Source organism: Streptomyces sp. NK15101 (assembly GCF_020400725.1).
GTDB lineage: Bacteria > Actinomycetota > Actinomycetes > Streptomycetales > Streptomycetaceae > Streptomyces.
In genome coordinates this window covers 33,853-60,511 of record NZ_JAINVG010000016.1, presented here as the reverse complement: position 1 = coordinate 60,511, position 26,659 = coordinate 33,853, and the positions used below count along the sequence as shown (strand labels likewise).

Annotated in this window: 22 protein-coding genes; 8 read left to right on the top strand and 14 right to left on the bottom strand. The window is 74.0% G+C overall.

What is annotated here, in order from left to right:
• Positions 1 to 2: 2 nt before the first annotated feature.
• On the bottom strand, positions 3 to 1,262 hold the full coding sequence (locus K7G60_RS11885; RefSeq protein ID WP_225800863.1) for a hypothetical protein: 1,260 nt from the start codon (positions 1,260 to 1,262) through the stop codon (positions 3 to 5).
• A 398-nt stretch (positions 1,263 to 1,660) separates the two neighbouring features.
• On the opposite strand from K7G60_RS11885, the gene K7G60_RS11880 reads away from it, so the two are divergent.
• Positions 1,661 to 3,148 carry a PP2C family protein-serine/threonine phosphatase gene (locus tag K7G60_RS11880; RefSeq protein ID WP_225800810.1) on the top strand — a complete coding sequence of 496 codons (1,488 nt, stop codon included), beginning with the start codon at positions 1,661 to 1,663 and terminating at the stop codon, positions 3,146 to 3,148.
• Positions 3,149 to 3,428: 280 nt separating this feature from the next.
• Here the strand turns inward: K7G60_RS11880 and K7G60_RS11875 are convergent, their stop codons facing one another.
• Positions 3,429 to 4,919, bottom strand: coding sequence for a hypothetical protein (locus K7G60_RS11875; protein WP_225800809.1), 1,491 nt, complete (start codon positions 4,917 to 4,919; stop codon positions 3,429 to 3,431).
• Positions 4,920 to 5,152: 233 nt separating this feature from the next.
• Here K7G60_RS11875 and K7G60_RS11870 point away from each other — a divergent pair, with 233 nt between their 5' ends.
• The 3 genes from K7G60_RS11870 (at position 5,153) to K7G60_RS11860 (ending at position 10,914) form a co-directional block, all read left to right on the top strand.
• On the top strand, positions 5,153 to 6,280 hold the full coding sequence (locus K7G60_RS11870; RefSeq protein ID WP_225800808.1) for an aminoglycoside phosphotransferase family protein: 1,128 nt from the start codon (positions 5,153 to 5,155) through the stop codon (positions 6,278 to 6,280).
• Between the two features lie 344 nt (positions 6,281 to 6,624).
• On the top strand, positions 6,625 to 8,556 hold the full coding sequence (locus K7G60_RS11865; RefSeq protein WP_225800807.1) for an N-acetylmuramoyl-L-alanine amidase: 1,932 nt from the start codon (positions 6,625 to 6,627) through the stop codon (positions 8,554 to 8,556).
• Between the two features lie 159 nt (positions 8,557 to 8,715).
• Positions 8,716 to 10,914: a germacradienol/geosmin synthase gene (locus tag K7G60_RS11860; RefSeq protein ID WP_225800806.1), complete on the top strand. Its 2,199-nt coding sequence runs from the start codon at positions 8,716 to 8,718 to the stop codon at positions 10,912 to 10,914.
• Between the two features lie 66 nt (positions 10,915 to 10,980).
• Here K7G60_RS11860 and K7G60_RS11855 read toward each other — a convergent pair whose 3' ends face one another.
• The 7 genes from K7G60_RS11855 to K7G60_RS11825 all read right to left on the bottom strand — a co-directional run bounded on the left by K7G60_RS11855 (position 10,981) and on the right by K7G60_RS11825 (position 16,999).
• Positions 10,981 to 11,346: an RNA-binding S4 domain-containing protein gene (locus tag K7G60_RS11855; RefSeq protein ID WP_225800805.1), complete on the bottom strand. Its 366-nt coding sequence runs from the start codon at positions 11,344 to 11,346 to the stop codon at positions 10,981 to 10,983.
• A 17-nt stretch (positions 11,347 to 11,363) separates the two neighbouring features.
• Positions 11,364 to 11,864, bottom strand: a complete 501-nt coding sequence (locus K7G60_RS11850; protein ID WP_030688984.1) for a hypothetical protein — start codon at positions 11,862 to 11,864, stop codon at positions 11,364 to 11,366.
• 303 nt (positions 11,865 to 12,167) lie between these two features.
• Positions 12,168 to 12,578 (bottom strand): ACT domain-containing protein, encoded by a 411-nt coding sequence (locus K7G60_RS11845; protein ID WP_225800804.1) that lies wholly within the window; start codon positions 12,576 to 12,578, stop codon positions 12,168 to 12,170.
• Between the two features lie 35 nt (positions 12,579 to 12,613).
• Positions 12,614 to 13,783 carry a thiolase domain-containing protein gene (locus tag K7G60_RS11840; protein ID WP_225800803.1) on the bottom strand — a complete coding sequence of 390 codons (1,170 nt, stop codon included), beginning with the start codon at positions 13,781 to 13,783 and terminating at the stop codon, positions 12,614 to 12,616.
• Positions 13,773 to 14,828, bottom strand: coding sequence for a thiolase domain-containing protein (locus K7G60_RS11835; RefSeq protein WP_225800802.1), 1,056 nt, complete (start codon positions 14,826 to 14,828; stop codon positions 13,773 to 13,775). Before K7G60_RS11835 ends, K7G60_RS11840 begins: the two co-directional genes overlap by 11 nt.
• Positions 14,825 to 15,787: a Zn-ribbon domain-containing OB-fold protein gene (locus K7G60_RS11830; protein ID WP_225800801.1), complete on the bottom strand. Its 963-nt coding sequence runs from the start codon at positions 15,785 to 15,787 to the stop codon at positions 14,825 to 14,827. The genes K7G60_RS11835 and K7G60_RS11830 overlap by 4 nt, the downstream gene beginning before the upstream one ends.
• Positions 15,788 to 16,198: 411 nt before the next feature.
• The gene (locus K7G60_RS11825; protein ID WP_225800800.1) at positions 16,199 to 16,999 is read right to left on the bottom strand and encodes a crotonase/enoyl-CoA hydratase family protein; all 801 of its coding nucleotides are present in this window, start codon (positions 16,997 to 16,999) and stop codon (positions 16,199 to 16,201) included.
• A 172-nt stretch (positions 17,000 to 17,171) separates the two neighbouring features.
• On the opposite strand from K7G60_RS11825, the gene K7G60_RS11820 reads away from it, so the two are divergent.
• On the top strand, positions 17,172 to 18,851 hold the full coding sequence (locus K7G60_RS11820) for an acyl-CoA synthetase (RefSeq protein ID WP_225800799.1): 1,680 nt from the start codon (positions 17,172 to 17,174) through the stop codon (positions 18,849 to 18,851).
• Positions 18,852 to 18,855: 4 nt separating this feature from the next.
• Here the strand turns inward: K7G60_RS11820 and K7G60_RS11815 are convergent, their stop codons facing one another.
• Positions 18,856 to 19,374: a hypothetical protein gene (locus K7G60_RS11815; RefSeq protein ID WP_225800798.1), complete on the bottom strand. Its 519-nt coding sequence runs from the start codon at positions 19,372 to 19,374 to the stop codon at positions 18,856 to 18,858.
• A 7-nt stretch (positions 19,375 to 19,381) separates the two neighbouring features.
• A complete protein-coding gene (locus K7G60_RS11810; RefSeq protein WP_225800797.1) occupies positions 19,382 to 20,914 on the bottom strand; it encodes an alpha/beta fold hydrolase in 1,533 nt (510 codons plus the stop codon).
• 192 nt (positions 20,915 to 21,106) lie between these two features.
• On the opposite strand from K7G60_RS11810, the gene K7G60_RS11805 reads away from it, so the two are divergent.
• Complete coding sequence (locus K7G60_RS11805; protein WP_225800796.1) at positions 21,107 to 21,922, top strand: pentapeptide repeat-containing protein; 816 nt, start codon at positions 21,107 to 21,109, stop codon at positions 21,920 to 21,922.
• A 5-nt stretch (positions 21,923 to 21,927) separates the two neighbouring features.
• Here K7G60_RS11805 and K7G60_RS11800 read toward each other — a convergent pair whose 3' ends face one another.
• Complete coding sequence (locus K7G60_RS11800) at positions 21,928 to 22,932, bottom strand: zinc-dependent alcohol dehydrogenase family protein (protein ID WP_225800795.1); 1,005 nt, start codon at positions 22,930 to 22,932, stop codon at positions 21,928 to 21,930.
• A gap of 150 nt (positions 22,933 to 23,082) precedes the next feature.
• On the opposite strand from K7G60_RS11800, the gene K7G60_RS11795 reads away from it, so the two are divergent.
• Together K7G60_RS11795 and K7G60_RS11790 are read left to right on the top strand one after the other, a co-directional pair.
• Entirely contained in the window at positions 23,083 to 23,433 is a 351-nt protein-coding gene (locus K7G60_RS11795; protein ID WP_225800794.1) for a helix-turn-helix transcriptional regulator, read from the top strand.
• Positions 23,434 to 23,566: 133 nt separating this feature from the next.
• The gene (locus tag K7G60_RS11790; RefSeq protein ID WP_225800793.1) at positions 23,567 to 24,247 is read left to right on the top strand and encodes a hypothetical protein; all 681 of its coding nucleotides are present in this window, start codon (positions 23,567 to 23,569) and stop codon (positions 24,245 to 24,247) included.
• Here K7G60_RS11790 and K7G60_RS11785 read toward each other — a convergent pair.
• The gene (locus K7G60_RS11785) at positions 24,244 to 25,020 is read right to left on the bottom strand and encodes a GNAT family N-acetyltransferase (protein ID WP_225800792.1); all 777 of its coding nucleotides are present in this window, start codon (positions 25,018 to 25,020) and stop codon (positions 24,244 to 24,246) included. The genes K7G60_RS11790 and K7G60_RS11785 overlap by 4 nt on opposite strands.
• A 58-nt stretch (positions 25,021 to 25,078) precedes the next feature.
• Complete coding sequence (locus tag K7G60_RS11780; RefSeq protein WP_225800791.1) at positions 25,079 to 26,500, bottom strand: family 2B encapsulin nanocompartment shell protein; 1,422 nt, start codon at positions 26,498 to 26,500, stop codon at positions 25,079 to 25,081.
• Positions 26,501 to 26,659 lie beyond the last annotated feature (159 nt).

Sequence of the window (26,659 nt, the reverse complement as noted above, 5' to 3'; positions counted from 1 at the left end):
GGTCAGCCCATGCGGCGGACGAGGGCGGCCAGTGCGCCGGGCCGGCGGCCCGGGACCCGTCGGCGGAGGGCGACCAGGGTGGGGCCGAGGGCGCGGGCCCGGTCGGGATCGCCGATCTGCTCCCACTGGTGGTGGGCCCGGTCGACGGCCCCTTCGACGTCGGGATCGTCCGGTCGGTGGCCCAGTCCGAGCCGGGCCTCGGCGGCGGCGAGCCAGAGTTCGCAACTGCGGGCCGGTTCCCCGGCGAGGCGGGCGAGGTCGGCCCGCACCTCCGTCCAGTGCACGGCCTCCGCCGACCGGGGTCCGTGGCGGCGCAGGGCGTCGTGCTCCCAGGCGGCCGCCACCGCCGCGGCCTCCCCGTGCCGCCCGGCCATGGCGGCGGCGAGGATCGCGGGGTGCGGGTCCTCCACGGCCACCGGCCCGTCCACACCGGCGGGCACGGGCGCCGGAGGAACGGCGGGCGGGGGGGCGGGACGAGCCGCGGGAACGGGGCGGGACGCGGGCGCCGGGCGGCCCGTGGGCGCGGGCGCGGGGCGAGACGCGGGCGCGGGGCGGCTCGCGGGTGCGGGAGGGGTCGTGGGCAGGGGTGCCGGTGGCTGTACGGGCACGGGTGCCACGGAGGGGGGCGTGAGGAAGACCGGTGCCGGTGCGGGTGCCACCGTCACCGCCCGCGCGGCCGCCTCCGCGTGTGCCGCGGCCGACGTCAACCGGGCTCCGGAGCGCCAGAGTTCGGCCCAGGCCCGCAGGTACTCGGGGGTCGTGGGCTCGCCCCTGCGCGGGGCGGGCACCACGCGCGCGTAGAGGAGGGGGCCGGGCCCCGGGTGCAGCAGTCCGGGCGCGGCGGCGAGGCGCTGCCAGACGGCCGGGTCGGCCGCGAGGTCCGCGACGACGGTCGTGGTGCCGGGCGGCCGCGCGCCGAGTTCGCCGGCGAGCCAGTGCCAGGGCAGCGCGGTGTAGCGGAGGGTCGCCGGCGTGGTGCGGGCGAGGGCGAGATGGGGCAGCTGCTGGCGGCGGTCGAGGTGGAGCTGGCCCGCGAGGCAGACGACCAGGGGGCCGGGGCTCGCGGCCGCCGCGCGGAGGCGGGTGAGGACGGTCTGCGGGTCGAGCGGGTCGGCGAGTTCGACGACCGTGGCGGCCGTGGTGCCGGTGAGGATCCCGGGCGGTACGGCGGCGAGCGCCGGCAGCACCGAAGCGGCGTCCATCGCACGGCCCCGGCCGGCGGGCGCCGCCGCGAGCAGGACGGCGGTGCCGACCGCGCTCATGACCGCCGCGCCCGTTTCCGTACGCACGCCCGGACCGTCCACCGCCGTGCCCCGCCCGCTCGCCGGGGCACCGGCGTCCGCGCCCGGGGCCCGCGCGCCGGGGGCAGGGCCCTCCGGTACTCCCGCGTCCGCCTCCGTACGCACGTCCGAACCGGCCGCGGCCACCCCGCCCGTGACCGTCGCACCCGCGCCCACCGTGCCGTTTCCGTCGTCGTTCACCACCCCAGCACCGTAACGGGTCGCGCCCTGTCCGATAATCGCCGGGCCTTTGGCATATGACAGAAGCACCACCGGATCGAGTGTTGCCAAATCCCTTACGGGCCGTCCCGGGCTGTGCGACAGTCGTCTACGGGCCACCTTCCACACTTGGCCGCGCCGCGCCTGTATCGGAGTACGACATGCCGTCCCATCTGTTCGCGGACCGCCCCGCCCAGCCGCCGGAGCCGGGCGCGGTGGACGCGCTGATCTCACAGACCCGTCGCCTGCGCGGCGAGGTGGATGCCGTCCGCCGGGACGCCGCGGTGGACGAGGACGACCCCCAGCAGCGGTGGCAGCGGGCCCTGTGCGACCTGGCAGTGCATCAACTCGACGACCTGGGCGCCCACTTGGGCCAGCTCCGGGCCGGGGTCCCGGCGAGCGCGGTCCCCGAGGACGGGACCGGGGACCTCGACTCCGTCGTCGACACCTCGCTCACGGCCGCTCCCGGCACGGCGTACGGCGTGGCCGCCCGGCCCCGGACCGGCTCGCTGCTCTCCCGGGTCGGCAGCGCCGAGTGGAACCTGCTCACCGACGAGGTCAGCTGGTCCGAGGAGCTGTTCCAGATCTTCGGACGGCTCCCCGAGAGCGGCCCCATGTCGCTCGACGAGATGCCCACGATGGTCTTCGCCGAGGACCAGCCCCTCCTGCAGAGCATGGTGACGGGCTGTCTGATCGACGGGAAGCCGATCGACGGCGAGTTCCGGATCGTACGGACGGACGGCCGGGTGCGCACGGTGCACATGACCGGCGAGCCCGTGCTCGACGCCGACGGCTGCACCGCCTCCATGTGGGCCGTCCTGCGCGACGTGAGCGAACTGCGGCGCAGTGAGCGCGCGGTCCGCGAGAGCCGGGACAGCCTGGAGCGCAGCCGCCACATCGAGCGCACCGAGCGGCGGGTCGCCGTCGAGCTGCAGGAGGCCGTCCTCCCGCCGTGGCGCGGCTCGCTCCGCTTCGCCCACGACGGTCCCGCCCCGCTGGACGTGGCCGCGCACTACCTGCCGGCCGCCAGCACCGGCCTGATCGGCGGCGACTGGTACGACGCGCTCGCCCTGCCCGACGGGGACGCACTGCTGACCGTCGGCGACCTGACGGGCCACGGGGTCACCGCGACCTCCTCCATGGCCATGCTCCTCGGCGCGCTGCGCGGCATGGCCGTCGCCGGCATCCGGCCCGCCGCGCTGATGGGCCACCTCAACCAGCTCCTGGAGACCTCCGTACAGCCCGCCCTCGGCAGCGCGATGTGCTGCCGCTACGACCCGGTGGCCCAGACCCTGGCGTGGGCGCAGGCCGGCCACCCCGCCCCGCTGCTCTTCCGCGACGGGACGGGGCACGCGCTCCGGCGGCCCGAGGGCGTCCTGCTCGGGGCGACCACCGGCGCCGTGTACGGCGAGGCCGAGACCCGGCTGCTCCCGGGCGACCTGCTGGTCCTGCACACCGACGGGCTGACCCGCGGCGGCGGCACGGACGACGACGACACGGGCACGCGACGGCTGCTCGCCCTCGGCCCCCGGCTCGCGGAGGCGCGGGACGCGCAGGACGGCGTGCGCGCGGTGGTGGAGGAGTTCGGCGAGGAGTCGCGCGAGGACGACGCCTGCGTGATGGTGGTCCGGGTCACCCGCCGGAACTGAGGCCACCCGCGGACGATCCCGAACCGGGGTCTGCCCGGGGACGGTCCCGCACCGACACCGGCCGGCGAAGGCCCGAACCTGGGTTTGCCCGTGGCGATCCCGAACCGAGGCCTGCCCGGGGACGATCCCGCACCGACACCGGCCGGCGAAGGCCCGAACCGAGGCCTGCCCATGGCGATCCCCGACCGGGGCCGCCCGGTGACGGGCCCTTCCCGGTCCTCTCCGTCCCGTCCGGTGACGGGCTTCTCCTGAGCCTTCCCGTCCCGCGGGACGGGGAGGCTCAGGCCTGCCCGGCCCTGGGGCGGTTGACGGGCGACCTGGGGAGGGCCAGTTCGATCTCCTCGCGCAGGGTCTCGATGCTCGAGTAGCCCGCGTACTGGCCGGTGAGCCGGTACATCTCCCGCAGCCGGTCCCAGGTCCGGTGGGACGAGGTGTCCCCCATGGACATGAGGGCGAGCCTGGCGTACCGGTCGGCCTGTTCCGGGTCGTCGGCGATGAAGCAGGCCGAGGCGAGCGAGATGCGGTCGAAGAGCTTCGACCGTTCGTGGCCGCCGCGCCGCAGTTCGAGGGCCAGCTTGGCGTGGCGCTGCGCGGGGATCGCCGCGGCCGGGTCGTGCTCGGCGAGGGTGCGGTAGGCGAGTGCCTGCATGCCGTGCATGTCGGCCTCGTCGAAGTTCTGCATCCAGTCGGGCTTCTCCTCGCCCGTGTCGGAGACGAAGAGGTCCTCGGCCTCGCCGAGGGTCCTCCGCATGGCCTGGCCCCGCCCCATGGAGGCCTGCGCCCAGGCCTCGATGGTGTGGAACATGGCCTGCGTGCGGGGCAGCACCCGCTCGCCCGAGCCCGCCTTGGCGAGCTTCATCAGGTCGAGGGCGTCGTCGGGCCGGCCCAGGTGCACCATCTGGCGGGCGGCCCGGGACAGCGCCTCGCCGGCCCGGGGCCGGTCGCCGCCCTCGCGGGCCGCGTGGGCGGCGATGACGAAGTACTTCTGCGCCGTGGGTTCGAGGCCGACGTCGTGGGACATCCAGCCCGCGAGCACCGCGAGGTTGGCGGCGACGCCCCACAGGCGCCGCTGGAGGTGGTCGGCGTGACGGTAGGCGAGCATGCCGCCCACCTCGTTGAGCTGGCCCACGACCGCCTTGCGCTGGAGACCGCCGCCCCGGGAGGCGTCCCAGGCGCGGAACACCACCACGGAGTGCTCCAGGGCCTCGATCTCCTCCGACCCGATGGGGGCGGCCTCGTAGCGGTCGAACCCGGCGGGGTCGGCGTGGAGGGGATCGGTGGCCCGCGGAGCGACGCCCGCACGTGCGGGGTCGGTCTGCAGCCAGTCGTGCATGGCGTTGCTGAGTACGGAGCCGGCGGCAAGCGCGGCACCCGCGCCCACCAGGCCGCGTCGGTTGAGCATGAGGTCCATTCCCGTGAATTCGGTGAGGACCGCCGCCGCACGATCGGGTGGCCAGGGCAGCCCGTCAGGGTTCTCCGTCTTCCTGACGTCCTGCTTCTTTCCGGCACGCCCGTGTCGTACGAACCCGAGGTCCTCGATGGTCACGACACGGCCGAGTCGCTCGGTGAACAGTGCTGCCAGCACCCGGGGGACGGGATCGCGCGGGGTCTCGCCCCGGTCGATCCACCGCCGCACCCGCGAGGTGTCGGTCGCCAGCTGGGGGTGGCCCATGGCCGCCGCCTGCCGGTTGACGAGTCTCGCGAGTTCGCCCTTGGACCAGCCGGCCAGGCCGAACAGGTCTGCCAGGCGGGTGTTGGTTTGTCCGGTCACGTCTAAGCCCCCAGGTTCTCGGCTGAGTTGACAGTAGCCCTCTGTCATAGGCCTGGCGACAATTCGCCAGGCTTCGCCAGGGTGCGCGAGATGTTCCGCCACCCGCGCCCGGGTGTCAGGTAGGAACGCGCCACCCCGCCCCGCCGACCGGCCCTCATTCCCCAGGGTGCGGACCGGGGGCGGGCGGGGCGACGCACGCAACTCGTCGGCGCACGAAGGGATCTGTCACCTCCATGTACACAGCATCGTCCTCCGTGTCCGCCCCGCCCCGGCCGCAGCACCGCATCGTCCCGGCCGGCGCCGGACCGTACCTCGCCCCCGCCCCCCAGGCCGTCCGGCCGAGGCGCTGGGCGGGCGGCACCGGTACCCAGCCGGTCAGCGGGAGAATCGATCTGTCCGGCCCCCAGGGGGCGCAGCTGAAGATGGCGATCGCCTCGGTCCACCGGATCTGCCCGGAGTTCAACCCGGTGCAGGTGCTGCGGCGCAGCGGCCGTTCCGTGCTGATCGTCGGAACGACCGGGCGGACGACGGCGGTCGCGAAGTGTTTACTGGACCACTCCCCCGCCTGGGTCGAGCGGTTCCGGCACGAGATAGCGTCCTACCGCTCCTTCGTCCGTCACCGTCCTCCGGTGCGGGCACCGCGGCTGATCGCCGCGGATCCGGAGAACTGCGCGCTGGTGATCGAGCGGATGCCCGGGCGTGCGGCGGCGCTCTCGCGCCACCCCGTCGAGGCTCCGCCGCGGGCCGACGTGCGGGCCGCGCTCGGTGCGATCGCCCGGCTCAACGCCTGGCGGCCGCCGGCCGGGACCTTCGACGCGCCGCTGGACTACGGTGCCCGGATCGCCCGTTACCACGAGCTCGGGCTCTTCACGGACCGGGACCGGGACGACCTGCAGAAGCTGCTGCACGGTCTGGCGCACGCGGGCGGCCGTCAGGGCATGGGCCAGTTCTGTCACGGCGACGCCCTGCTCTCCAACATCCTGCTCTCCCCGGCCGGGCCGGTGCTCGTCGACTGGGAGCACGCGGGCTGGTACCTGCCCGGCTACGACCTGGCGACCCTGTGGGCGGTGCTCGGTGACGCGCCGCTGGCCCGGCGCCAGATCAGTCAGCTCGCCCAGCAGGCGGGCCCGGCCTCCCGGGACGCCTTCCTGGTGAACCTGATGATCGTGCTGACGCGGGAGATCCGTACCTACGAGACGGCGGTGCAGCGCACCATGAAGGAGGCCCCGCCGGCCGGTTCGGTGCCGGTGCCCTCGGGGGCGCTCGCGCCCGGCGAGGAACAGCGGCTGCTGCTGAGGCGGCTGCACGACGACTGCGCCATGGCACGGCGGGCCGTGCGCGCGGCGGTCGGGACGCGCTGAAGGGCGGGTCCGGCCGACCACACGGGGGCGGTGCGCCGTGAGCCCGGTGCCGACACACCGGGACGCGGCGCACCGGCTTGTCCGTCCCCCTCCACGAGGACCCCTCCATTGGTCCACTCCAGTGACGCGTCCCAGGCCCGGGACCCGTCTCGGCGAAACTCCGCCGTACGGCCTCCATTCCCGCCCTGACGTGGGAACTTCCTTTCGTACGGGTGTGATTGACGGAACGTCCGGGAGCCGATACCCCTGTACGGGTTCGGTCCCGCACGCCCCCGTGTCACCCCCTGCCTCTGGAGGCTGCCTTGCTCCGTTCCGCGTCGCGCAGACGTCCTTCGCCGATCCGTGTGCCGGGGGCGGTGGGCGCCCTGGCGTCCGCCGCCCTGCTGCTTCCCCTGCTGTCCGCCGCCCCGCCCGCCGGCGCCGACGTGTCCGAGGCGGGTGCCCTGCAGGGGCAGTTCGCGCGGGCGGCCGAGCGGCACGGCGTGCCCGAGAGCGTGCTGCTCGCCGTGTCGTACCTGCAGTCGCGGTGGGACACCCACGGCGGTGCGCCCAGCGTGACCGGCGGCTACGGGCCGATGCACCTGACGGACGCGGTGACGGCACTGGCCCGGACCGCCCCGCACCACTCGGAGGGCGAGGAGGACGCCAGGGGCGACTCCTCCCGTCCGGTCCGCACCGGCGGCGAGGTCCCGCCGCCCGCGCCCGAGCGGCTGCCGGAGCGGCTGCGGACCCTGGAGCGGGCGTCCGCGCTGTCCGGGATCCCGGCCGAGGAACTGCGCACCGTGCCGGCCGCGAACATCGAGGGCGGGGCGGCGCTGCTCGCGGCGGCGCAGCGCGAGGCCGGCCTTCCGGCGAGCGCGGACCCGGCCGACTGGTACGGGGCGGTGGCGCGGTACTCCGGCGCGGACGACTCGGCGACGGCGACGACGTACGCGAACGACGTGTTCGACGTGATCCGTACCGGGGAGACGCGGACGACGGACAGCGGGCAGGTGGTGACGCTCCCGGCCGACCCGGCGGTGGCGCCCGCCACCGGCCAGGTGGCGGCCCTGGGGCTGCGCCGGCCGGCCTCCGGGCCCGTGGAGTGCCCGGCCTCGGTGGCCTGCGAATGGGTCCCCGCGCCGTACGAGGAGTTCGGCGACGGCGACTACGGCAACCACGACAAGGCGAACCGGCCCGCCTCCCAGTCGATCGACTACATCGTGATCCACGACACCGAGGCGGACTGGAGGACCACCCTGAGACTGGTGCAGGACCCGACGTACGTGTCCTGGCAGTACTCGCTGCGCTCCTCCGACGGGCACATCGCCCAGCACGTGCCGCTGAAGGACGTGGCCTGGCACGCGGGGAACTGGTTCGTGAACGCCAAGTCGGTGGGTCTGGAGCACGAGGGCTTCCTGACCTCGCCGGACTCCTGGTACACGGAGGCGATGTACCGGACGTCGGCGCGCCTGGTGCGGTACATCGCGGCGCGGTACGACATCCCGCTGGACCGGCAGCACGTCCTGGGCCACGACAACGTGCCGGGCACGGTGACCTCCACGATCAAGAACATGCACACGGACCCGGGGCCGTACTGGGACTGGGCGCACTACTTCCGGCTGCTCGGCCGTCCGGTCACCCCGAGCGCCGGTCCGCACGCGGGCGTGGTGACGATCCGGCCCGACTACGAGTCCCACCGGCCGGTCTACACGGGCTGTGCGGCGGCGGGGCAGGCGTGTGTGCCGCACGGCAGCGGGGCGGTGCGCCTGCACACCGCGCCGAGCGCCGACGCGCCCCTGGTGAAGGACATCGGTCTGCGGCCGGGCGGGCAGGACTCCACGACCGGCGTCAACGACACGGGGGCGCGGGCCTCGACCGGGCAGAGTTTCGCGGTGGCGGAGCGCCGGGGGGACTGGACGGCGGTCTGGTACCTCGGCCAGAAGGCGTGGTTCCTCAATCCGGTGGAGGAGCCGACGGCGGTGAACGCGCGCGGTCGGGTCCTGACGCCCCGGGAGGGCCTGGCGGAGGTGCCGGTGTACGGGCGGGCGTATCCGGAGGCCTCGGCGTATCCGGCGGGTGTGCCGGTGCAGTCGGTGTCGCCGCTGCCGTACAGGCTGCTCGCGGGTCAGCGGTACGTGGTGGGCGGCCGCACCCCGGGCGAGTACTACTTCGCGCCGGTGTTCGATCCGAGCGGGCACACGGTGGTCCGGGGCCGGGAGGAGTACTACCAGATCCAGTTCGGCCATCGGGTGGCCTTTGTGAAGGCCGCTGACGTGCGGGTTTCCCAGGGCTGACGGAGGCCTGGCCGAAAGGTGCGGGGTGGTGCCGGGAGCGCGGGCCGGCACCGCCCCTTCGGCGTTCATACGACTATTCGGGAGATCGCGTGCGCCGTCCGGGCGACGGGTAAGGCTGGGCCGGTCACCGCCCCCGCTCACCGGAAGGCCCCCCAGGAAATGCCTCAGCCCTTCGTTATGCCGGATTTCTATGTTCCGTATCCGGCACGGCTCAATCCCCATGTGGAGGCCGCCCGCACGCACACGCGTGACTGGGCGCGGGAGATGGGGATGCTGGAGGGCTCGGGGGTCTGGGAGGAGCGCGACCTCGAATCCCACGACTACGCGCTGCTCTGCTCGTACACCCATCCCGACTGCGACGAGGAGGCGCTGAACCTCGTCACCGACTGGTACACCTGGGTCTTCTTCTTCGACGACCACTTCCTGGAGGTCTTCAAGCGCACCCAGGACCGGGCCGGCAGCAAGGCGTACCTCGACCGGCTCCCGCTGTTCATGCCGGCGGACCCGGCGACCGGCATGCCCGAGCCGACCAACCCCGTCGAGGCGGGTCTCGCCGACCTCTGGCGGCGGACGGTCCCGTCGATGTCCGAGGGCTGGCGGACGCGGTTCGCGGAGGCGACGGAGCACCTGCTGTACGAGTCCCTGTGGGAGCTCGACAACATCAACGACGGCCGGGTCGCCAACCCCCTGGAGTACATCGAGATGCGCCGCAAGGTGGGCGGCGCGCCCTGGTCGGCCGGTCTCGTGGAGTACGCGGCGGGGGCCGAGGTCCCCGACCGGGTGGCGCACTCCCGGCCGCTGCGGGTGCTCAGGGACGCCTTCTCGGACGCCGTCCACCTGCGCAACGACCTCTTCTCGTACCAGCGCGAGGTGGAGGACGAGGGCGAGAACAGCAACGGCGTCCTCGTCCTGGAGCGTTTCCTCGGCTGCACGACCCAGGAGGCGGCGAACGCCGTCAACGACCTGCTGACCTCGCGGGTCCAGCAGTTCGAGAACACCGCGCTCACCGAAGTGCCGCTGCTCGCCGCCGAGAAGGGCCTGACTCCGGCCGAGTGCGCGGCCGTGGCGGCGTACGCGAAGGGGCTGCAGGACTGGCAGTCCGGCGGACACGAGTGGCACATGCGCTCCAGCCGCTACATGAACGAGGGCATGGTCGGCGGGCCCTCGCACCTGGACGGGGTCATCGGCACCTCCGCGCTCGACGTACGGACCCTGTTCGGACGGCCCGCCGCCGCCCGTCGGCGGGCGCTCACGCACGTGCCGCACCAGCACGTCGGGCCCTCGCTGCTGCCGGAGTTCGACCTGCCGTACCCGCTGACGCTGAGCCCGCACCACGCGGAGGCCCGCCGGGTCTCCCTGGACTGGGCCGAGTCCATGGGGCTCCTCGACGACATCTGGGACCGGCCGATGGCCGAGGGCTTCGACCTGGCCCTGTGCTCGGCGGGACTCGACCCGGACGCCACCCTGGAGGAGCTGGTCCTCAGCGCCCAGTGGCTGACCTGGGGGACGTACGGGGACGACTACTACCCGGCCGTCTTCGGGCGGTCGCGCAATCTCGCCGGAGCGAAGGAGCAGACCGAGCGGTTCAAGGCCCGCATGACGCTGGACGATCCGGCGGCGGGGGCGGCACTCGCCGGGAACCCCATGGAGCGCTCGCTCGCCGACCTGTGGGCGCGGACCGCGGTCCCCATGGCGCCGGAGGCCCGTGCCCAGCTGAGGACCGCGATCGACGCGATGCTGGACAGCTGGTTGTGGGAGCTGCACAACCAGGCTCAACACCGGGTGCCCGATCCGGTGGACTACGTCGAGATGCGCCGGACCACCTTCGGTTCGGAGCTGACCACGCTGCTGTGCAAGCTGCGGCGGAGCGACGCACTGCCGCCGGAGCTCTACCGGTCGGGCACGGTCCGGGCCCTGGAGCACTCGGTCATGGACTACGCGACGCTCCTCAACGACCTCTTCTCGTACCAGAAGGAGGTCGAGGTCGAGGGCGAGGTCCACAACGGGGTCCTGGTGCTGCAGAAGTTCTTCGACTGCGACTACCCGACGGCGGTGGCCATGGTCGATGACCTGATGCGGGGCCGGCTGCGCCAGTACGAGCACCTGAAGCAGCGCGAAGTGCCGCTGCTCTACGAGGACTTCGGCCTCGACCAGGAGGGCCGGGCGGCCTTCGAGGCGTACCTGCGGGAGCTGGAGGACTGGCTCGCGGGGATCCTCAACTGGCATCAGGGGGTGCGGCGTTACGGCGCCGAGGACGTTCGCGCGGGCAGCGGCACCCCGCTGATCGGCCGGGGGCCGACCGGCATCGGGACCTCGGCCGCGCGGGTGGCCTCGCTGATCGGTTCCGCTTCGCACTGACGGCGACGGCACGGACGGGGCCGTGTCCGGGAGACGTCCCGGACACGGCCCCCGCGCACGTACGGATCAGGGGCGCCGGCCGCGCAGCTCGTCGATTTCGCGGCGCTCGCGCTTGGTGGGGCGTCCCGCGCCCCGGTCGCGCACGGCGGCGACGGCGACGTGCTCGCGCGGCGGCGGGGGCGGGCTGTTGTCCACGTACGCCTCGACGGCGACCGGCGGACCGACCCGCTTGGTGTGGAGCTCCTTGATCTCGACGATCCGCTCCCGGCCGCCGTGGAAGATCCGGACCTCGTCGCCGGGCTTCACGGCCTGGGCGGGCTTGACCCGCTCGCCGTTGACCTTGACGTGTCCGGCCCGGCAGGCGGCCGCGGCCTGCGAGCGGGTCTTGGTGAGACGGACCGCCCAGATCCAGGCGTCGACGCGCGCGCTCATCGGCCCCGGCTCCCCCGTCAGCCCTGCTGGAACAGCTCGGCGGGCAGCGGCTTGAGCAGCGCGTACAGGTCGTCGGTGATCGGCCGGTCCCAACTGGCGATCGTCACGAGGACGTTGTCGCTGCGGTCGAACTGGACGCAGGAGATGCGGCTCTCGGAGAGCTTGAGGCGGCGCACGATGAGGAGGTTGTCGCCCTGCATGACGGGCATGTCCTCGGTGTCGAGGACCTCGACCGGCTCGTCGTTCTCCAGGGCGGCGAGGAGCTGCGCCACCTCGAAGGGGATCTGGCCGTCGGCGAGCTCGCGCGCCGGGGAGCCCTCGGGGAGGTTGCCGATGATCATCGCGGGTCCACGGCCGCCGAACAGGTCGTAGCGGAGGAACACGCCCTGGCAGGAGCCGTCGGGCGCGGGCAGCAGACCGGCGCCGAGATTGCCGGGCCAGTCCCCCGGGTCCATGGCCAGGACGTCGAAGTCCGGGCCCGCGGGTGTGGCGGCGCTGCGGCGGCGGAGGAAGGACATACGGCCATGGTACGTGCCCCGGCGCACGACGCGACGCCGGGCGGCGCCCCGGGGCCCGGCCCGACGGCGCGGACCGGCCCGTGCACCGCGGGTGACCGGCCGACTCCCGGCCGGTGCCCCCTCCGGGAGCTCGGGGCGCGCGGCGGCCCGGAAGCCCGACGGGCACGCGGAGCGCCCGCCCGGTCACGGAGGGCGCGCGGTGCGGACGACCGGCCGGTCCGCCGAGGGCGGCCACGGGGCGGACGGCCCGACGAGCGGCCCCGCGCAGCCCCTCGTACGCGGGGAGGGGGCCGCCCGTGTCCCTCATCCGGCCGATTCGGCGGATCGCTGCGAGAGGCGGTTCAGGAGGTCCAACGCCCGGCTCGCCCGGTCGTGTTCGACGAAGAGGTGGTCGTGGTGGAATCCGGCCACCACGTTGCAGCTCAGACCCGCCGCGGCGAGCTCGCCCGCGACGGCCGCCGTGAGTCCGACGGCGTCGAGCGCGGAGTGCACCCGGAGCGTGATCCGGCCGGCCACGTAGTCGTACGGGAGGCCGGCGGCGTCCGCCTCCTCCTGCCGTACGACGAGGGTGAGGCCCTCGGGTTCGGTGACGGTGACGACGGGGGCGACCCCGGCCGGGGCGGGGCCGTCCACCGTGGTGAAGACGTAGCGGCCGGGGTCGAGTTCCGGGCGCATCCCGGCGAGGAGCCGGGTGAGATCACGTTCCGCGTTCATGCGGCCAGGCTAGGTCCCTCCCCGTCCTCCGGAGCTCAGCCGTTGGGCGGGGTGTCGCCCACGAGCCACATGGAGAAGAACTGGGCGCCGCCTCCGTAGGCGTGGCCGAGGGCCCGGTGGGCGCCCTCGACCTGGTGCTCGCCGGCGTCCCCCCGTACCTGGAGGGCCGCCTCGGCGAAGCGGATCATCCCGGAGGCTCCGATGGGGTTGGTGGAGAGGACCCCGCCCGAGGGGTTCACGGGCAGGTCGCCGTCGAGCTCGGTCACCCCGGCCTCGGTGAGCTTCCAGCCCTCGCCCTCCTCGGCGAAGCCCAGGTTCTCCAGCCACATGGGCTCGTACCAGGAGAACGGCACGTACATCTCGACGGCGTCGATCTGCCGGCGCGGGTCGGTGATGCCGGCCTGCCGGTAGACGTCGGCGGCGCAGTCCCGGCCGGCCCGCGGGGAGACGAAGTCCTTGCCGGCGAAGAGGGTGGGTTCGCTGCGCATCGCCCCGCCGTGCACCCAGGCGGGCGGGCGTGGCGCGCGGTCGGCGCCGGCGCGGTCGGTGAGGATCATGGCGCAGGCGCCGTCCGAGGAGGGGCAGGTCTCGGAGTAGCGGATGGGGTCCCAGAGCATCGGGGAGGCCTGGACCTTCTCCAGGGTGAGGTCGTGCTCGTGGAGGTGGGCGTACGGGTTCTTGAGGGCGTTGCGCCGGTCCTTGTACGCGACGAGGGAGCCGATCGTGTCGGGGGCTCCGGTGCGGCGCATGTACGCGCGCACGTGCGGGGCGAAGAAGCCCCCGGCGCCGGCGAGCAGGGGCTGCTGGAAGGGGACGGGCAGGGAGAGGCCCCACATGGCGTTGGACTCGGACTGCTTCTCGAAGGCGAGGGTGAGGACGGTCCGGTGCACGCGCGCGGAGACCAGATCGGCGGCGACGAGGGCGGTGGAGCCGCCGACCGATCCGGCCGTGTGGACCCGGAGCATGGGCTTGCCGACCGCGCCGAGCGCGTCGGCGAGGTACAGCTCCGGCATCATGACGCCCTCGAAGAAGTCGGGGGCCTTGCCGATGACGACGGCGTCGACGTCCGCCCAGGTCAGCTCGGCGTCCTCCAGGGCGCGGAGGGCGGCCTCGCGGACGAGGCCGGCGATCGAGACGTCCCTGCGGGCGGCGACGTGCTTGGTCTGGCCGATGCCGACGACGGCCACGGGCTCTTTACCGGGCATGGGTCTCCCCTTCCAGGACGGCGACGAGGTTCTGCTGGAGGCAGGGGCCGGAGGTCGCGTGGGCGAGGGCGCGGTCGGACTCGCCGCGGTGGACGCGGGCGGCGGCCTCGCCGAGCCGGATCAGCCCCGCGGCCATGACGGGGTTGGCGGCGAGGGCGCCGCCGGAGGGGTTGACCCGCACGCTGTCGTCGAGACGGAGCGCCTTCCTGAGGACGACCTCCTGGGAGGTGAAGGGGGCGTGGAGTTCGGCGGTGTCGACGGGCCTTTCGAAGGCTCCGGCGCGTTCGGCGGCGAGGCGCGTGGAGGGCGAGTCGGTGAGGTCGCGAACGCCGAGGGAGTGGGCCTCGATCCGGTGGTCCATGCCCCGGATCCAGGCGGGGCGCTCGCACAGCTCGCGGGCCCGGTCGCCGGCGGCGAGGATCACGGCGGCGGCGCCGTCGCCGACGGGCGGGCAGTCGCCCGTGCGGAGGGGACGGACGGCGTATCCGCCCTGGGGGCGGGCGCCGGGCAGCTGGGCGTGGGGGTTCGCCCTCGCGTCCTCGCGGCTGCGGGCGGCGATCGCGGCGAGGGCGGGTTCGTCGGTGTCCCCGGCGTCGACGAGGGCCTGGGCCTGGAGGGCGGCGAGGGCGACGGAGTCGGGCCAGAGCGGGGCGAGGTAGTACGGGTCGAGCTGGCGGGTGAGGACGTCGCGGACGGAGCCGGGCGAGGACTTGCCGTAGGCGTAGACGAGGGCGGTGTCGGCCTCGCCGGTGAGGAGCTTCACCCAGGCCTCGTGGAGCGCCCAGGCGCCGTCCGTCTCCACGTGGGACTCGGAGATCGGCGGCCAGGCGCCGACGCCGTCGAGGGCCATGGTGAAGGAGAAGGCGCGCCCGGCGAGGTAGTCGCAGGAGCCGGAGCAGGTGAAGCCGATGTCGGCGGCCTTCAGGCCGGTCTGCCGCTGCACCTCGTGCAGCACGGGCATCACCATCTCGACCTCGGAGAGGTCGTCGGTGTGCCGCCGGTGGTCGCTCTGGGCGAAGGCGACGATCGCCACGTCCCGGCTCATAGCAGCTCCTTGTACGTGTCGTAGTCGGCGTCGGGCTCGCCGGTGGGCCGGTAGTGGTCGGGGTAGCGGCCGTCCTCGCTCCACACGGGTTCGACGCGCAGGCCCATGCGGACCTCGTCGTAGGGGATGCCGGCGATGCGGCCGTGGAGGGCGAGCCCGGCGCCGTCGAGGGCGATGTGGGCGTAGACGTAGGGGACCTCGATGTCCAGATTCTTCGCCTTGATGTTGACGATGCAGAAGGTGGTGACGGTGCCGCGGGGGCCGACCTCGACCCGGTCGGTGGTGGCGACGCCACAGGTGGGGCAGGCGCCGCGGGGCGGCACGTACACCTTGGCGCAGGAGGGGCAGCGCTCGCCGACCGTGCGGCGCTCGGCGAGCCCGTGCAGATAGCGGGTCTGGGCGCGGCCGGGGCTGTACGTGTAATCGAGGCGGGCGGGGGCGACGATGCCGGTCACGGGGTCATCGAACCGGCCGTCGTGCGGGGTGGGTTCGTGCTCCCGCGCGCTCTCGTGCGGTTCGAAGCAGGCGATGTCCGTGATCGCGCCGGAGCGTTCGGCGGCCCAGCGGATCCGCACCCGCAGGCCGGTGCGGACGGCTTCGGGGCCGGGGGCGTCCAGGGCGTGGAGGAGGGCGGTGTCGGCGCCGTCGAGGCGCACGAGGACCCAGGCGAAGGGAGTCGCGAGGGGCTGCCCGGGGCGGGGCTCGGGGTTCCAGGCCCAGGTGGTGACGGTGCCGGTGGCGGCGACCTCGACGAGCTCGCGGAGTTCGGCGGCGGTGACGGGGTCGTACTCGACGGGCGGGACGAGCACCTCGCCCGCCTCGGTGCGCACGCCGAGGACGGTGCGCTCGCGCAGTCCGGTGAGGAAGGCGGACTGGACGGGGCCGAGGGAACGGGTGAAGGGGAACTCGACGACGAGGGGTGCGCGGAGGGCCTCCGGCGGGGGTGCGGCGGCTGTCATGGGACGGCTCCTTCATCGGGGAGGGGGCATCGGGGAAGGGGACGGGCGGGCGTGGGGTGCGGGCGGGGCCGCTGCGTGGGGGCTCCCTCCCCCACCCCGCCCCTTCCGGGGGCCGGGGCTCCGCCCCGGTCCCCGTACCTCGGGCTCTCCCGCGCCTGGCGGCGTGGGGAAACCCCGGCGTTGCTCAACTCCCGCTGCCCGGTGGGGGTATGCCCCGCCCTGCGGCCGAAGGAGCGGCCGCGGGCCGTACGGGAGCCGGGACGGATCCCGGATCCGGGGATCAGGGGCGGAGCCCTGCCTCCGGGATCAGGGGCGGGACCCCGCCTCCGGGGTCCGGCGCGGAAGCCGGGTCCAGGGATCCGAGGGCGGGACCCCGGTTTCGGGGCGGGGCGGGGTGGGGTGGGGGAAGGGTCACTCCCGGCGGTACACCGGCGCCCGCTTCTCCGCGAACGCCCTCGCCCCCTCCTTCGCGTCCGCCGTGTCGAAGATCGGCCATCCCCGCTTCAGTTCGGCGGCGAGCCCCTCCGTCTCGGTCATCTCGGCCGTCTCGTACACGGAGGCCTTGACCGCCTCGACGGCGAGCGGCCCGCAGGCGTTGACGCGCTCGGCGATCTCGAGGGCGGCGTCCAGGGCGGTGCCGTCGGGGACCACCCTGCCGACGAGGCCGATGGCGGCGGCCTCCTCGGCGCTGTACGGGCGACCGGTGAGGAGCATTTCGAGGGCGTGGGTGCGGGCGATCTGCCGGGGCAGGCGGACGGTGGAGCCGCCGATGGGGAAGAGGCCCCGCCGGACCTCGAAGAGGCCGAAGGTGGCGGAGGCGGCGGCGACCCTGATGTCGGTGCCCTGGAGGATCTCGGTGCCGCCGGCGACGCAGTACCCCTCGACGGCCGCGATGACGGGCTTGCGGGGGCGGTGGTGGCGGAGCATCGCCTTCCAGTGCAGGTCGGGGTCGGCCTTCAGCCGGTCCCGGTAGCCCTCGCCCGCCATGCCCTTCCCGGCCAGGGCCTTGAGGTCCATGCCGGCGCAGAAGGAACCGCCCGCGCCGGTGAGGACGACCGAGCGGACGGTGTCGTCGGCGTCGGCCTCCAGCCAGCCGTCGTACAGGCCGACGAGCATCGGCAGCGAGAGGGCGTTCTTGGCCTCGGGCCGGTTCAAGGTGAGGACGAGCGTGGCGCCTTCGCGCCGGACGCTGAGGTGTTCGGTGCCGCCCATGGGGGCCTCCCGTCTCCAGTTCTGGAACAGGTTGCAGGAGCCGGGGGCCCAGTTCAATAGTTTTCTGACACTCAGTCAGATTCTTCTGCGCATCCCCTTCCCCCGGTGACCGGTCGGCGCTCTAATGACCGCCACGTCCATGTGAACCGGCGAACCGGGGTCAGGAGGAACGGTGGAGTACAACCTTGCCGACCTGTTCGAATCGGTCGTCGACGTGGTCCCCGACCGCGAGGCGCTGGTGTACGTCGACCATCCCGGCACGGGCGAGGAGCGGCGGCTCACCTACGCCGAGCTCGACGCCGCCGCCAACAGGATCGCGCACCACCTGATCGACGCGGGCATCCGGCCCGGCGAGCACCTCGGCCTCCACCTCTACAACGGCGTCGAGTACCTGCAGACCCTCCTCGCCTGCCTGAAGGCGCGGATCGTGCCGGTCAACGTGAACTACCGGTACGTGGAGGAGGAGCTCGTCTACCTCTACCGGGACGCCGACCTGGCCGCGCTCGTCTTCGACGCCGAGTTCACCGGCCGGGTCGCGGCGGCGCTCCCGCAGACGGAGAAGCTGCGGCACCTCGTGCGGGTGGGCCCCGCCCGCCGCCCGGCAACCACCCCCCGGGGAACCGCTGCGCGGCTCGGCGACGAATCCGAGGGAGCGCCTTCGCTCGACTGCGTGCCGTTCGCCGAGGCGGAGGCCGCGGGTTCGGCGGAGCGCGGCTTCGGCCCCCGCTCGCCCGACGACCTGTTCATCATCTACACCGGCGGCACCACCGGCATGCCCAAGGGCGTCCTGTGGCGCCAGGAGGACCTGTTCTTCGCGGGCCTCTTCGGGGGCGACCCCGCGGGCGAGCCCGTGAAGCGTCCCGAGGAGCTGGCGGAGCGGGTCGCGGCCGGTGGCGCCGGCATCACCTTCTTCCCCGCGCCGCCCCTCATGCACGGCACCTCCATCCTGACCGCGTTCGTCGCGTTCGACTACGGGCAGCGGGTCGTCCTGCACCGCAAGTACGTGCCCGAGGAGGTGCTGCGCACCCTGGAGAAGGAGAAGGTCTCCAGCATCTCCCTGGTCGGGGACGCGATGCTGCGCCCGCTCGTGGACGCGCTGCGCGGACCGCTCGGGGGCACGGACCTGTCCGCCCTCTTCAGCCTCTCCTCCTCCGGGGCGATCATGTCCGAGACGGTACGGGCCGAGCTCCAGGAGCTCATGCCGAACGTCCTGCTGCTCAACAACTTCGGCTCCACGGAGTCCGGTTCCAACGGGCGCGCGACCGACGACTCCGGCCCGGCCAAGGGCTTCCGGCTGCACGTCAACGAACGCACCCAGGTCGTCGACCCGGCGACCCGCCTCCCCGTCGCGCCGGGCGAGACCGGTCGCCTCGCCCAGCGCGGCCACGTCCCGCTCGGCTACTACAACGACCCCGCCAAGACCGCCGAGACCTTCTTCGAGCGGGACGGGGTGCGGTGGGTGCTGCTCGGCGACATGGCGACCGTCGACGAGAGCGGGGTGGTCACCGTCCTGGGCCGCGGCTCGCAGTGCATCAACACCGGGGGCGAGAAGGTCTATCCGGAGGAGGTGGAGCAGGCCCTGAAGTCCCACCCCGACGTGTACGACGCACTGGTCGCCGGTGTCCCCGACGCCCGCTGGGGCAACCACGTCGCCGCGGTCGTCCAACTCCGCCCGGACGCACCGCCACTGGACCTGGAATCCCTCCAGACCCACTGCCGGCGGCAGTTGGCGGGCTACAAGGTCCCCCGCCAACTGGTGCTCACCGACCGCATCCAGCGCTCCCCCAGCGGAAAGGCCGACTACCGCTGGGCCCGCGCGGTGGCCGTGGAGGCGGACGCGGACACCCCCTGAGGAGTCAGCGGGTGCGCCGGCGGCGGACGGCGTCGCCGTCGAAGGTCAGCCAGGTGCCGTCGCCCAGGGGCAGCACGCGGGACACGACATCGACGCCCGGCGGGTACGTGACCTCGGCCCGCGGCCGCAGGTCCACGGCGTCGAGCAGGAAGTGACGGCATCCCTCCTCCCACGGGTCCTCGCCCACCGGCGCGAGGACCCGTGCTTCGTCGAGAAATCCGGGCCGCCCCATGAAGACCAGGCCGTCCGGCAGGACGTCGTCCGCCTCCACCACCGTCCGGGGGCGGGCCGGGCCGTCGTAGCGGGTGAGCTGCTCCCCGGCGACGGCCACGGTCAGGAACGCGCCGGACCGGTCGCTGCTGCCCGTGAAGGGTTCGTCGTAGCCGCCGACCTGCGCGATCGACAGTTCCTTCCCCTCGAAGGAGACGAGCAGGGAGTACGCCTCCTCCTGCCCCTGCGCCGAGCCGAGGCCCGGCAGGTCCCCGGTCGCGGTGGGCTCGGCTCCGACGGCTTCGTACTCCATGGTCCTCCTACGCGCCTGCCGCGATCCCGAACTCCCTGATGGCCGCGAGGAACTCGGCCGGCCGGGCGCCGTGGACGAGGTGGCCGGCCCCGATCATGACGAGGCGGGCGTCCGGAATGCGGTCGGCGAGGCCGGACAGCTGGTCCTGCGGGATGTGGCTGGCCGGGCCGCCGGCGAGGACGAGGGTGGGGGCCGTGATCGCGCCGAGCCCCTCGCGCCAGGCCGGGTCGGGGGCGTTGAGCTGGGCGTCGGTGGTGGGGACGATGTCCCAGTCGAAGGCGAGGGGACCTTCGGGGCGCTCGGCCACCGGGCGCGGCGGGTCGAGCGGGGCGAAGGCCGGTGGCTCCTCCAGGACGAGGCAGCCGATGAGGCCGGGTTCGCTCTGGGCGAGGAGGCAGGCGGCGCCGGCGCCCATCGAGTGGGCGACGACGGTGGCGCCGGTGAGGCCGAGGGCCTTGACGAAGCCGCCGAGTTCGTCGCGGAAGTCCTCGAAGCCGTAGCGGCCGGGGCGGTCGCTGAGTCCGTGGCCGCGCAGGTCGACCGCGTACACCCGGTGGTCGACGGCCAGGTCCTCGATGACCTCGGCCCACGTCCTGCTGTTCTCGCCGCGGCCGTGGACGAGGACCACGGGCCGGGCGTCCTCCGCTCCCGCGACCCGGTAGGCGAGCCGTACGCCGTCCACGGTGACCGTGCGGACGGCCGGGTCGAGGAAGGCGGCGACCGTGCGGGCGAAGGCGCCGGCGTCGTCGACCCAGGGGTGGTGTCCGGCGCCCGGCTGGACGACGAGCTCCGCGTGCGGGAAGAAGGCCGCCGCCTCGGCGGCCTTCGCGGGCGTCGGGCCCGCGTCGTACTCGCCCGCCAGGATCAGGACCGGCGCGGTGAGCGCGCCGAGCGCGCGGCGGGTGGTCTCCGGGTCGTAGGCGCCCTCGCCGTGGTAGACGGACGCCGCCTCCCAGTTCGTCTCCTCCTCGGTTCGCGCCGCGTGCTCCTGGGCCGCGGCGTCCCAGTGGCCGTAGGCGAAGGGGGCGGTGATCTCGCGGACGCGCCGCAGCGGGGTGTCCGGGCCGATCGCGTCCAGGGCGGCCTTCGCCTCCGGGTACCAGGGCCGGTCGGCGAAGACCTCGACGGCCTTGTCCCACTCCTCGTCGGTGGTCCCGACGCCGAGGGCGCGTCCGAGGGAGGTGACGAGGACCAGGGAGCGGATCCGCTCGGGGTGGGCGGCGGCGTACAGGACGGCGAGGTTGCCGGCCGCCGAGTGGCCGAGGAGGTCGATCCGGTCCAGGCCGAGGTGGGCGCGGAGGGCCTCGACGTCGCCGACCTGCCGGTCGCAGCGGTACGTGCCGGGGTCGGCGGGCTCGGCGCTCGCCCCCGTGCCGCGGGCGTCGAGCAGGACGAGGGTGCGGTGGGCGGCGAGTCCGCCGAGGTCCCCGAGGTAGCCGGCGTCGCGCATCGGCCCGCCCGCCAGGCACACGAGCGGCTCCCCCTCCCCCTGTACGCGGTAGGCGAGTTCGGTTCCGTCATGTGTCGTGAACGTCGGCATGCCGCCGATCCTCACCGGGCCCGGTGGATCACCGCAATCGGTTTCGCCGAGAGCACGACGGCAGGACACGGCGACAGGACACGACAAGACACGAGGTCAGGGCACCGGACGGGCCGTGCGGCGCCGGGGGCGCGATACGGTGGGGACCGTCCCCGCCGAACCGTCCCCGAACCGCGAAGGAACCGTTCCACCGTGCCCGACACCCGGCAATCCGCACTGCGCGGCGACTGCGCGAACTGCTTCGGCCTGTGCTGCGTGGCCCTGCCCTTCGCCAAGTCGGCCGACTTCGCCGTGAACAAGTCGTCGGGCGAGCCCTGCCGGAACCTCCAGGAGGACTTCCGCTGCGGGATCCACACCCGGCTGCGGCCGAGCGGTTTCCAGGGCTGCACCGTGTACGACTGCTTCGGCGCGGGTCAGCGGGTCTCCCAGGTGACCTTCGGCGGCGCGTCCTGGCGTGAGGCTCCGGAGACGGCCCGGCAGATGTACGAGGTGTTTCCGGTGGTGCGGCAGCTGCACGAGCTGCTGCGCTACCTCACGGAGGCCCTGGCGCTGCGGACGGCCCGCCCCGTCCACGCCGAGCTGCGGGCCGCGCTGGCCCGGGTCGAGGAGCTCGCCGGGGGCACGCCGGACGCCCTGGAGAAGCTGGACGTGGCGGCGGTGCGCGCCGAGGTCAACCCGCTGCTCCTCAGGACGAGCGAGCTGGTCCGCGCCGCGGCCGGCGGCCGGCCGAAGAGCCGGCGCGGGGCGGACCTGATCGGCAGGCGGCTGCGCGGGGCGAAGCTGCGGGGCACGGACCTGCGCGGGGCGCTGCTCATCGCGGCCGACCTGACGGGGGCGGACCTGTCGCTCACGGACCTGATCGGCGCCGACCTGCGGGACGCCGATCTGTCGGGCGCGGACCTGACCGGCGCGCTGTTCCTGACGCAGCCCCAGCTGAACTCGGCGCGCGGGAACGCGGCGACCCGCCTCCCCGAGGGCTTCGACCGCCCCGCGCACTGGACGGCCTGACACCCCTACCGGGGCACGGTCACGACGATCTTGCCCACCTGGTGGCCTGCCTCCATGGCCCGGTGCGCCGCGACGATCTCGTCGAGGGTGAAGGTGCGGTCGACGGCGGGTTCGAAGAAGCCGGTGCGCAGCCCTGACTCGACGAAGGCGCGGGCCCTGCGCAGCCGCTCCGGGTCCCGGGTCGTCTCCGGCATCGTGTAGGTCCGCAGGGAGACGGCGGGCATCCCGAGGTCGAAGCCGGGGTACGGGGTCGGGAGCCCGCTCACGGCGCCGTAGAGCAGCACGGTGCCGCCGGGGGCGACGGCCCTGACGAGGTCGGTGAGGCCGGGTCCCGCGACCCCGTCGAAGGCGAGATCGGCGCCGCGCCCGCCCGTCAGGTCCCGTACGCGCTCGGCGACGTCCTCCTCCTCGGTGACGATCACCTCGGCCGCTCCCGCCTCGAGCAGGGCGTCCCTCTTGGCCCGGGTGCGGGTGGTGACGAGGGGTGTGGCACCGATCCGGTGGGCGGTCCTGATCGCGGCCAGGCCGACGCTGCTGGAGGCCCCGGTCAGGACGACGGTGTCCCCGGCGCGCGCCCCGCCGACCTCCACCAGTCCGCCGTACGCCGTGACGTACGGCATCCACACGGCGGCGCCCTCGACGGGGCCGAGGCCCTCGGGGCGGGGGACGAGGGAGGACGCCGGGACGATCGCGCGTTCGGCGTAGACGCCGTGGTCGTTCATCGAGAACGAGGGCACGACGCTCACCGCCCGGCCCGTCGCGAGCCCGCTCACGCCCTCGCCGAGGGCCTCGACGACACCCGCGGCCTCCAGCCCGATGCGGGCGGGGAAGCGCCGGGCCGGCTCGATGTAGTGGCCGCCGCGGAAGAGGGCCTCGGCGCGGTTGAGGCCGATGGCCTCCACCCGGAGGAGGACTTCGCCGGGGCCCGGTTCGCCCACCTCCACGTCCTCCAGGCGGAGCACCTCCGGACCGCCGTACTCGTGGAACCGCACCGTCCTGGCCTTGCTCATCGGGCTTCCCCCTCCCCGCTCGGTGACGGCGGCGCGCGGACCGCTCCGCCGCCGGACCCCAGCCAAGCGCAAGGTTCGACAGCTGTCAAACTTCGATGTTCATGAAACTTCGACGGCTGTCGTACGATGCTTCCGGAGGTGGACGAGAAGATGAGAGCAGTGACAGGCACCGGCCGGCGGGACCGCGTCCCGCCCCACCCCGACCTGCGCGACATCGGCCTGCAACAGGTCCTGGACGCGCTGGTCGACCCGGTCAGGCGACGGATCGTCGCCGAGCTGTGGGCGGCGGACGAGGACCTCGCCTGCGGGACCATCGAGCTGCCCGTCAGCAAGTCCACGGCGACGCACCACTTCCACGTCCTGCGCGAGGCCGGCCTCGTCCGCCAGCACTACGCGGGGACCTCCCGCATGAACGCCCTGCGCCGCGAGGAGTTCGAGGAGCGCTTCCCGGGCCTCCTGCGGGCCGTGGTGACCGCACACGAAGGCGACGCCGCCGGCTGATCCGCCAGGACACACCGCCCCTCGTTCCACTCTCCGCCAAGCGCACCGCGAAGACAAGACTGCACTTTTCGCCCGCGAACCAGGAGACTCCTCCCGGGCGGCCGTCCGCGCCGCCCGCCCACGGGAGGACCTCATGACAGACGTCCGGGACCCGCACGGCAGCCTGCGCCGGATGCTGTGGATCGGCGGCGCGCAGTGGGCCGGCAAGACGACCGTGTCCGAACTCCTCGCCCGCGACTTCGGACTGACGGTTTATCACTACGACTACCACGACGCCCGGGGCCATCAGGACCGCCGGATCGCACGGCGGGTGGCACGGGGCGAGCCGGTGGCGGACCCGGGGCCCGCGCGGGTCTGGACGGAACGGAGCCCGGAGGAGATGGCGGCCGAGACGCTGGCCGGCTTCCCGCTGCGGTTCGACTGGGTCCTGGACGACCTGCGCGCCCTGTCGACCGGCCGGCCGGCGATCGCCGAGGGATGGGGACTCCGGCCCGAGCTGGTCGCCCCGCTGGTCGACTCGGTCCGGCGGATGGTCGTCCTCGTACCCACGGAGGACTTCCGGCAGCACCAGATCCGCACCCTTCCGCGCGCGGGCGCCCTGGACGTGCCGGTCGGCGACCCGGCGCGCGCCCAGGCCAACCGGATCGCCCGCGACCGCCTGGTCGCCGAGGACGCGGTGCGCGCCGCCCGGCGCCTGGGCGTCCGCGTGATCGAGGTCGACGGAACGCGGGACGCGGCGGCCGTGGCGTCGCTGGTCGCCGAGCAGTTCGCCCCCTGGTTGGGGGCGCCCGCATGGCCGGGCGAGCCCGGCTAGAGCTCGTACACGTACGGCGTGGTGGTCGTCAGCGGCAGGAAGCCGAGGCGGCGGAGGATCGGGCGGCTGGTGTCCGCCGCGTCGACCTGGACGTAGCGGTGGCCCCGGTCGGCGGCGATGCGGGCGCGGTGGGCGACGAGGGCGCGGTAGAGGCCTCGGCCGCGCCAGCCCTCGACGGTGCCGCCGCCCCAGAGGCCCGCGAAGTCCGTGTCGGGGTACAGCTCCAGGCGGGCGGCGCTCACGGGTTCCCCCGCGGCGAGGGCGACGACGGCGGTGACCGTGCCGGGGTCGGCCGCGAGCCGGTCCAGGAGTTGGCGGCCGAGGTGGGAGCTGTCGGTGCCGAAGGCGCGCTCGTGGACCTCGACCACCTGGCGGACCCCCGCCTCGTCGGTGACCGCGCGGAGTTCGACGCCTTCCGGAAGCGGGACCTCCCGGGACTGGGCGGCGGCCTCGGCGGCCATCAGGGTCTCCGGCTCCTCGGGGGTGAAGCCGGCCGCGCGGAGCCGGTCTCCGAGGTCGGCGGGAGTGTCGTGCGCGTACAGCTTCCACTCGAAGGACAGACCGGCGGAGCGGTAGTGCTCGATCTGCGCGGCGATGACGCGGTCGGCGTCGTGCGCGTCGGATCCGGACCAGAGGACGCCGTTCCACGCGTGTGCGGGGCCGGTCTGGCGGACGACGTCGCCGACGTGCTCGACGCGGCAGCCGGGCCCGTCGGGGCGGGCCCCGCGGCGCAGCTGGAGGTCGTGGAGGTCACGCAGGTGCTGGGGTTCCATGGCGGCCACTCCAGCACCGGCGTCCGGGGCCGGGCAACGGGTTTTGCCCGGCCGGCGGTCAGGCGCGCGGACGCACCTCGACGTTCTCCAGGATGCCGACCGCGTCCGGCACGAGGATCGCGGCGGAGTAGTAGGCGGAGACGAGGTAGGAGATGATCGCCTTCTCGTCGATGCCCATGAAGCGGCAGTTGAGGCCGGGCTCGATCTCGTCGGGCAGGCCGGTCTGGTGGAGGCCGATGACGCCCTCGTTGTTCTCGCCGGTGCGGACGGCGATGATCGAGGAGCTCTGCCGGTCGGTGACCGGGATCTTCCCGCAGGAGAGGACGGGGACCCCGCGCCAGGCCGGGATCCGGTGTCCGTCGACGTCGACGGAGTCGAGCGCGAGACCGCGCTTGTTGCACTCCTTGCCGAAGGCGGCGATGGCCCGGGGGTGGGCGAAGATGTAGTCGGTGTCGCGGCGCATGCTGAGCAGGTCGTCCAGGTCGTCGGGGGTCGGCGGCCCCGAGTGGGTCTGGATGCGCTGGTCGAAGTCGGTGTTGTGGAGCAGTCCGAACTCGGGGTTGTTGACGAGCTCGTGCTCCTGGCGCTCGCGGAGCTCCTGGACGGTCAGGCGGAGCTGCTGCTCCGTCTGGTTCATCGGCTGGTTGTAGAGGTCGGCGACGCGGGTGTGGACCTTCAGGACGGTCTGGGCGACGCTGAGTTCGTACTCGCGCGGCCTGGGTTCGTAGTCCGCGTACGCGCCGGGCAGCGGGGCCTCGCCGACGTGACCGGCGCTGAGCTCGATGGCCGCCTCGCCGAAGGGGTTGGTGGCCCGCTGGTGGCCGTCGGCCCCGGCGCCCTGGACGTGGTCGCGCAGGTTCTCGTACTGCTCCGCCACGGCGAGGTAGGCGGTGCGGGGCAGGGCGAGGAGGGTGACGGCGGTGACGGCCTTGGCGGTGAAGTCCCACGTCCCGTCCCCTGCGAGCACCTGGCCGCCGAAGGTGTCGCCGTCGCCGAGCCGGCCGAGGAGGGTCTCGTCGCCGTACTGTCCGATGCCCAGCTTCTCGATCTTGCCGTGGGCGATGAGGTAGACGTGGTCGGCGGTGCGGCCGGCGTTCACGACGACCTGGCCGGGCTCGTACTCCTGCTGGACGAAGCGGTCGGCGAGGGCGCCGAGCGCGGTGGGGTCGTCGAAGCCGCGCAGCAGCGGGAGTTCGGCCAGTTCGGCGGGGATGACCTCGACCCTGGAGCCGCTCTTGACGAAGGTGACGCGGCCGTCGCCGACCACGTACGAGAGGCGCCGGTTGACCCGGTAGACACCGCCGGGGGTGTGGATCCAGGGGAGCTTGCGGAGCAGCCAGCGGGAGCTGATGCCCTGCATCTGGGGTTCGGACTTGGTGGTGGTGGCGAGGTTGCGGGCGGCGGTGGTGCTGAGGCTGAGCTGGACCTGGCGGAGCTGGATGGCGGGCGGAGTGGCCGCCGGCTCGGTGTCGACCGACATGGATGGCTCGCTTTCTGGGGCGTTCGCGGACTCGTTCGTCGCTCTCCGCGTCCAGATGTAACGCACCGTGGTGTACGTCATCCGGGTGCGGCACGAACGGGTGGGAGCGCCGGACGGCGACGGCCGCCCCGCGAGCGCCGTGCGCGCTCCGCCGTCCGG

What these genes read in the sequence shown, in the direction of transcription:
- K7G60_RS11785 (WP_225800792.1), bottom strand. Translation starts at nt 25,020, where the DNA reads ATGGAACCCCAGCACCTGCGTGACCTCCACGACCTCCAGCTGCGCCGC.
- K7G60_RS11880 (WP_225800810.1), top strand. Translation starts at nt 1,661, where the DNA reads ATGCCGTCCCATCTGTTCGCGGACCGCCCCGCCCAGCCGCCGGAGCCG.
- K7G60_RS11825 (WP_225800800.1), bottom strand. Translation starts at nt 16,999, where the DNA reads ATGGGCGGCACCGAACACCTCAGCGTCCGGCGCGAAGGCGCCACGCTC.
- K7G60_RS11795 (WP_225800794.1), top strand. Translation starts at nt 23,083, where the DNA reads ATGAGAGCAGTGACAGGCACCGGCCGGCGGGACCGCGTCCCGCCCCAC.
- K7G60_RS11790 (WP_225800793.1), top strand. Translation starts at nt 23,567, where the DNA reads ATGACAGACGTCCGGGACCCGCACGGCAGCCTGCGCCGGATGCTGTGG.
- K7G60_RS11885 (WP_225800863.1), bottom strand. Translation starts at nt 1,262, where the DNA reads ATGAGCGCGGTCGGCACCGCCGTCCTGCTCGCGGCGGCGCCCGCCGGC.
- K7G60_RS11830 (WP_225800801.1), bottom strand. Translation starts at nt 15,787, where the DNA reads ATGACAGCCGCCGCACCCCCGCCGGAGGCCCTCCGCGCACCCCTCGTC.
- K7G60_RS11840 (WP_225800803.1), bottom strand. Translation starts at nt 13,783, where the DNA reads ATGCCCGGTAAAGAGCCCGTGGCCGTCGTCGGCATCGGCCAGACCAAG.
- K7G60_RS11780 (WP_225800791.1), bottom strand. Translation starts at nt 26,500, where the DNA reads ATGTCGGTCGACACCGAGCCGGCGGCCACTCCGCCCGCCATCCAGCTC.
- K7G60_RS11870 (WP_225800808.1), top strand. Translation starts at nt 5,153, where the DNA reads ATGTACACAGCATCGTCCTCCGTGTCCGCCCCGCCCCGGCCGCAGCAC.
- K7G60_RS11815 (WP_225800798.1), bottom strand. Translation starts at nt 19,374, where the DNA reads ATGGAGTACGAAGCCGTCGGAGCCGAGCCCACCGCGACCGGGGACCTG.
- K7G60_RS11800 (WP_225800795.1), bottom strand. Translation starts at nt 22,932, where the DNA reads ATGAGCAAGGCCAGGACGGTGCGGTTCCACGAGTACGGCGGTCCGGAG.
- K7G60_RS11855 (WP_225800805.1), bottom strand. Translation starts at nt 11,346, where the DNA reads ATGAGCGCGCGCGTCGACGCCTGGATCTGGGCGGTCCGTCTCACCAAG.
- K7G60_RS11845 (WP_225800804.1), bottom strand. Translation starts at nt 12,578, where the DNA reads ATGAACGCGGAACGTGATCTCACCCGGCTCCTCGCCGGGATGCGCCCG.
- K7G60_RS11850 (WP_030688984.1), bottom strand. Translation starts at nt 11,864, where the DNA reads ATGTCCTTCCTCCGCCGCCGCAGCGCCGCCACACCCGCGGGCCCGGAC.
- K7G60_RS11810 (WP_225800797.1), bottom strand. Translation starts at nt 20,914, where the DNA reads ATGCCGACGTTCACGACACATGACGGAACCGAACTCGCCTACCGCGTA.
- K7G60_RS11860 (WP_225800806.1), top strand. Translation starts at nt 8,716, where the DNA reads ATGCCTCAGCCCTTCGTTATGCCGGATTTCTATGTTCCGTATCCGGCA.
- K7G60_RS11835 (WP_225800802.1), bottom strand. Translation starts at nt 14,828, where the DNA reads ATGAGCCGGGACGTGGCGATCGTCGCCTTCGCCCAGAGCGACCACCGG.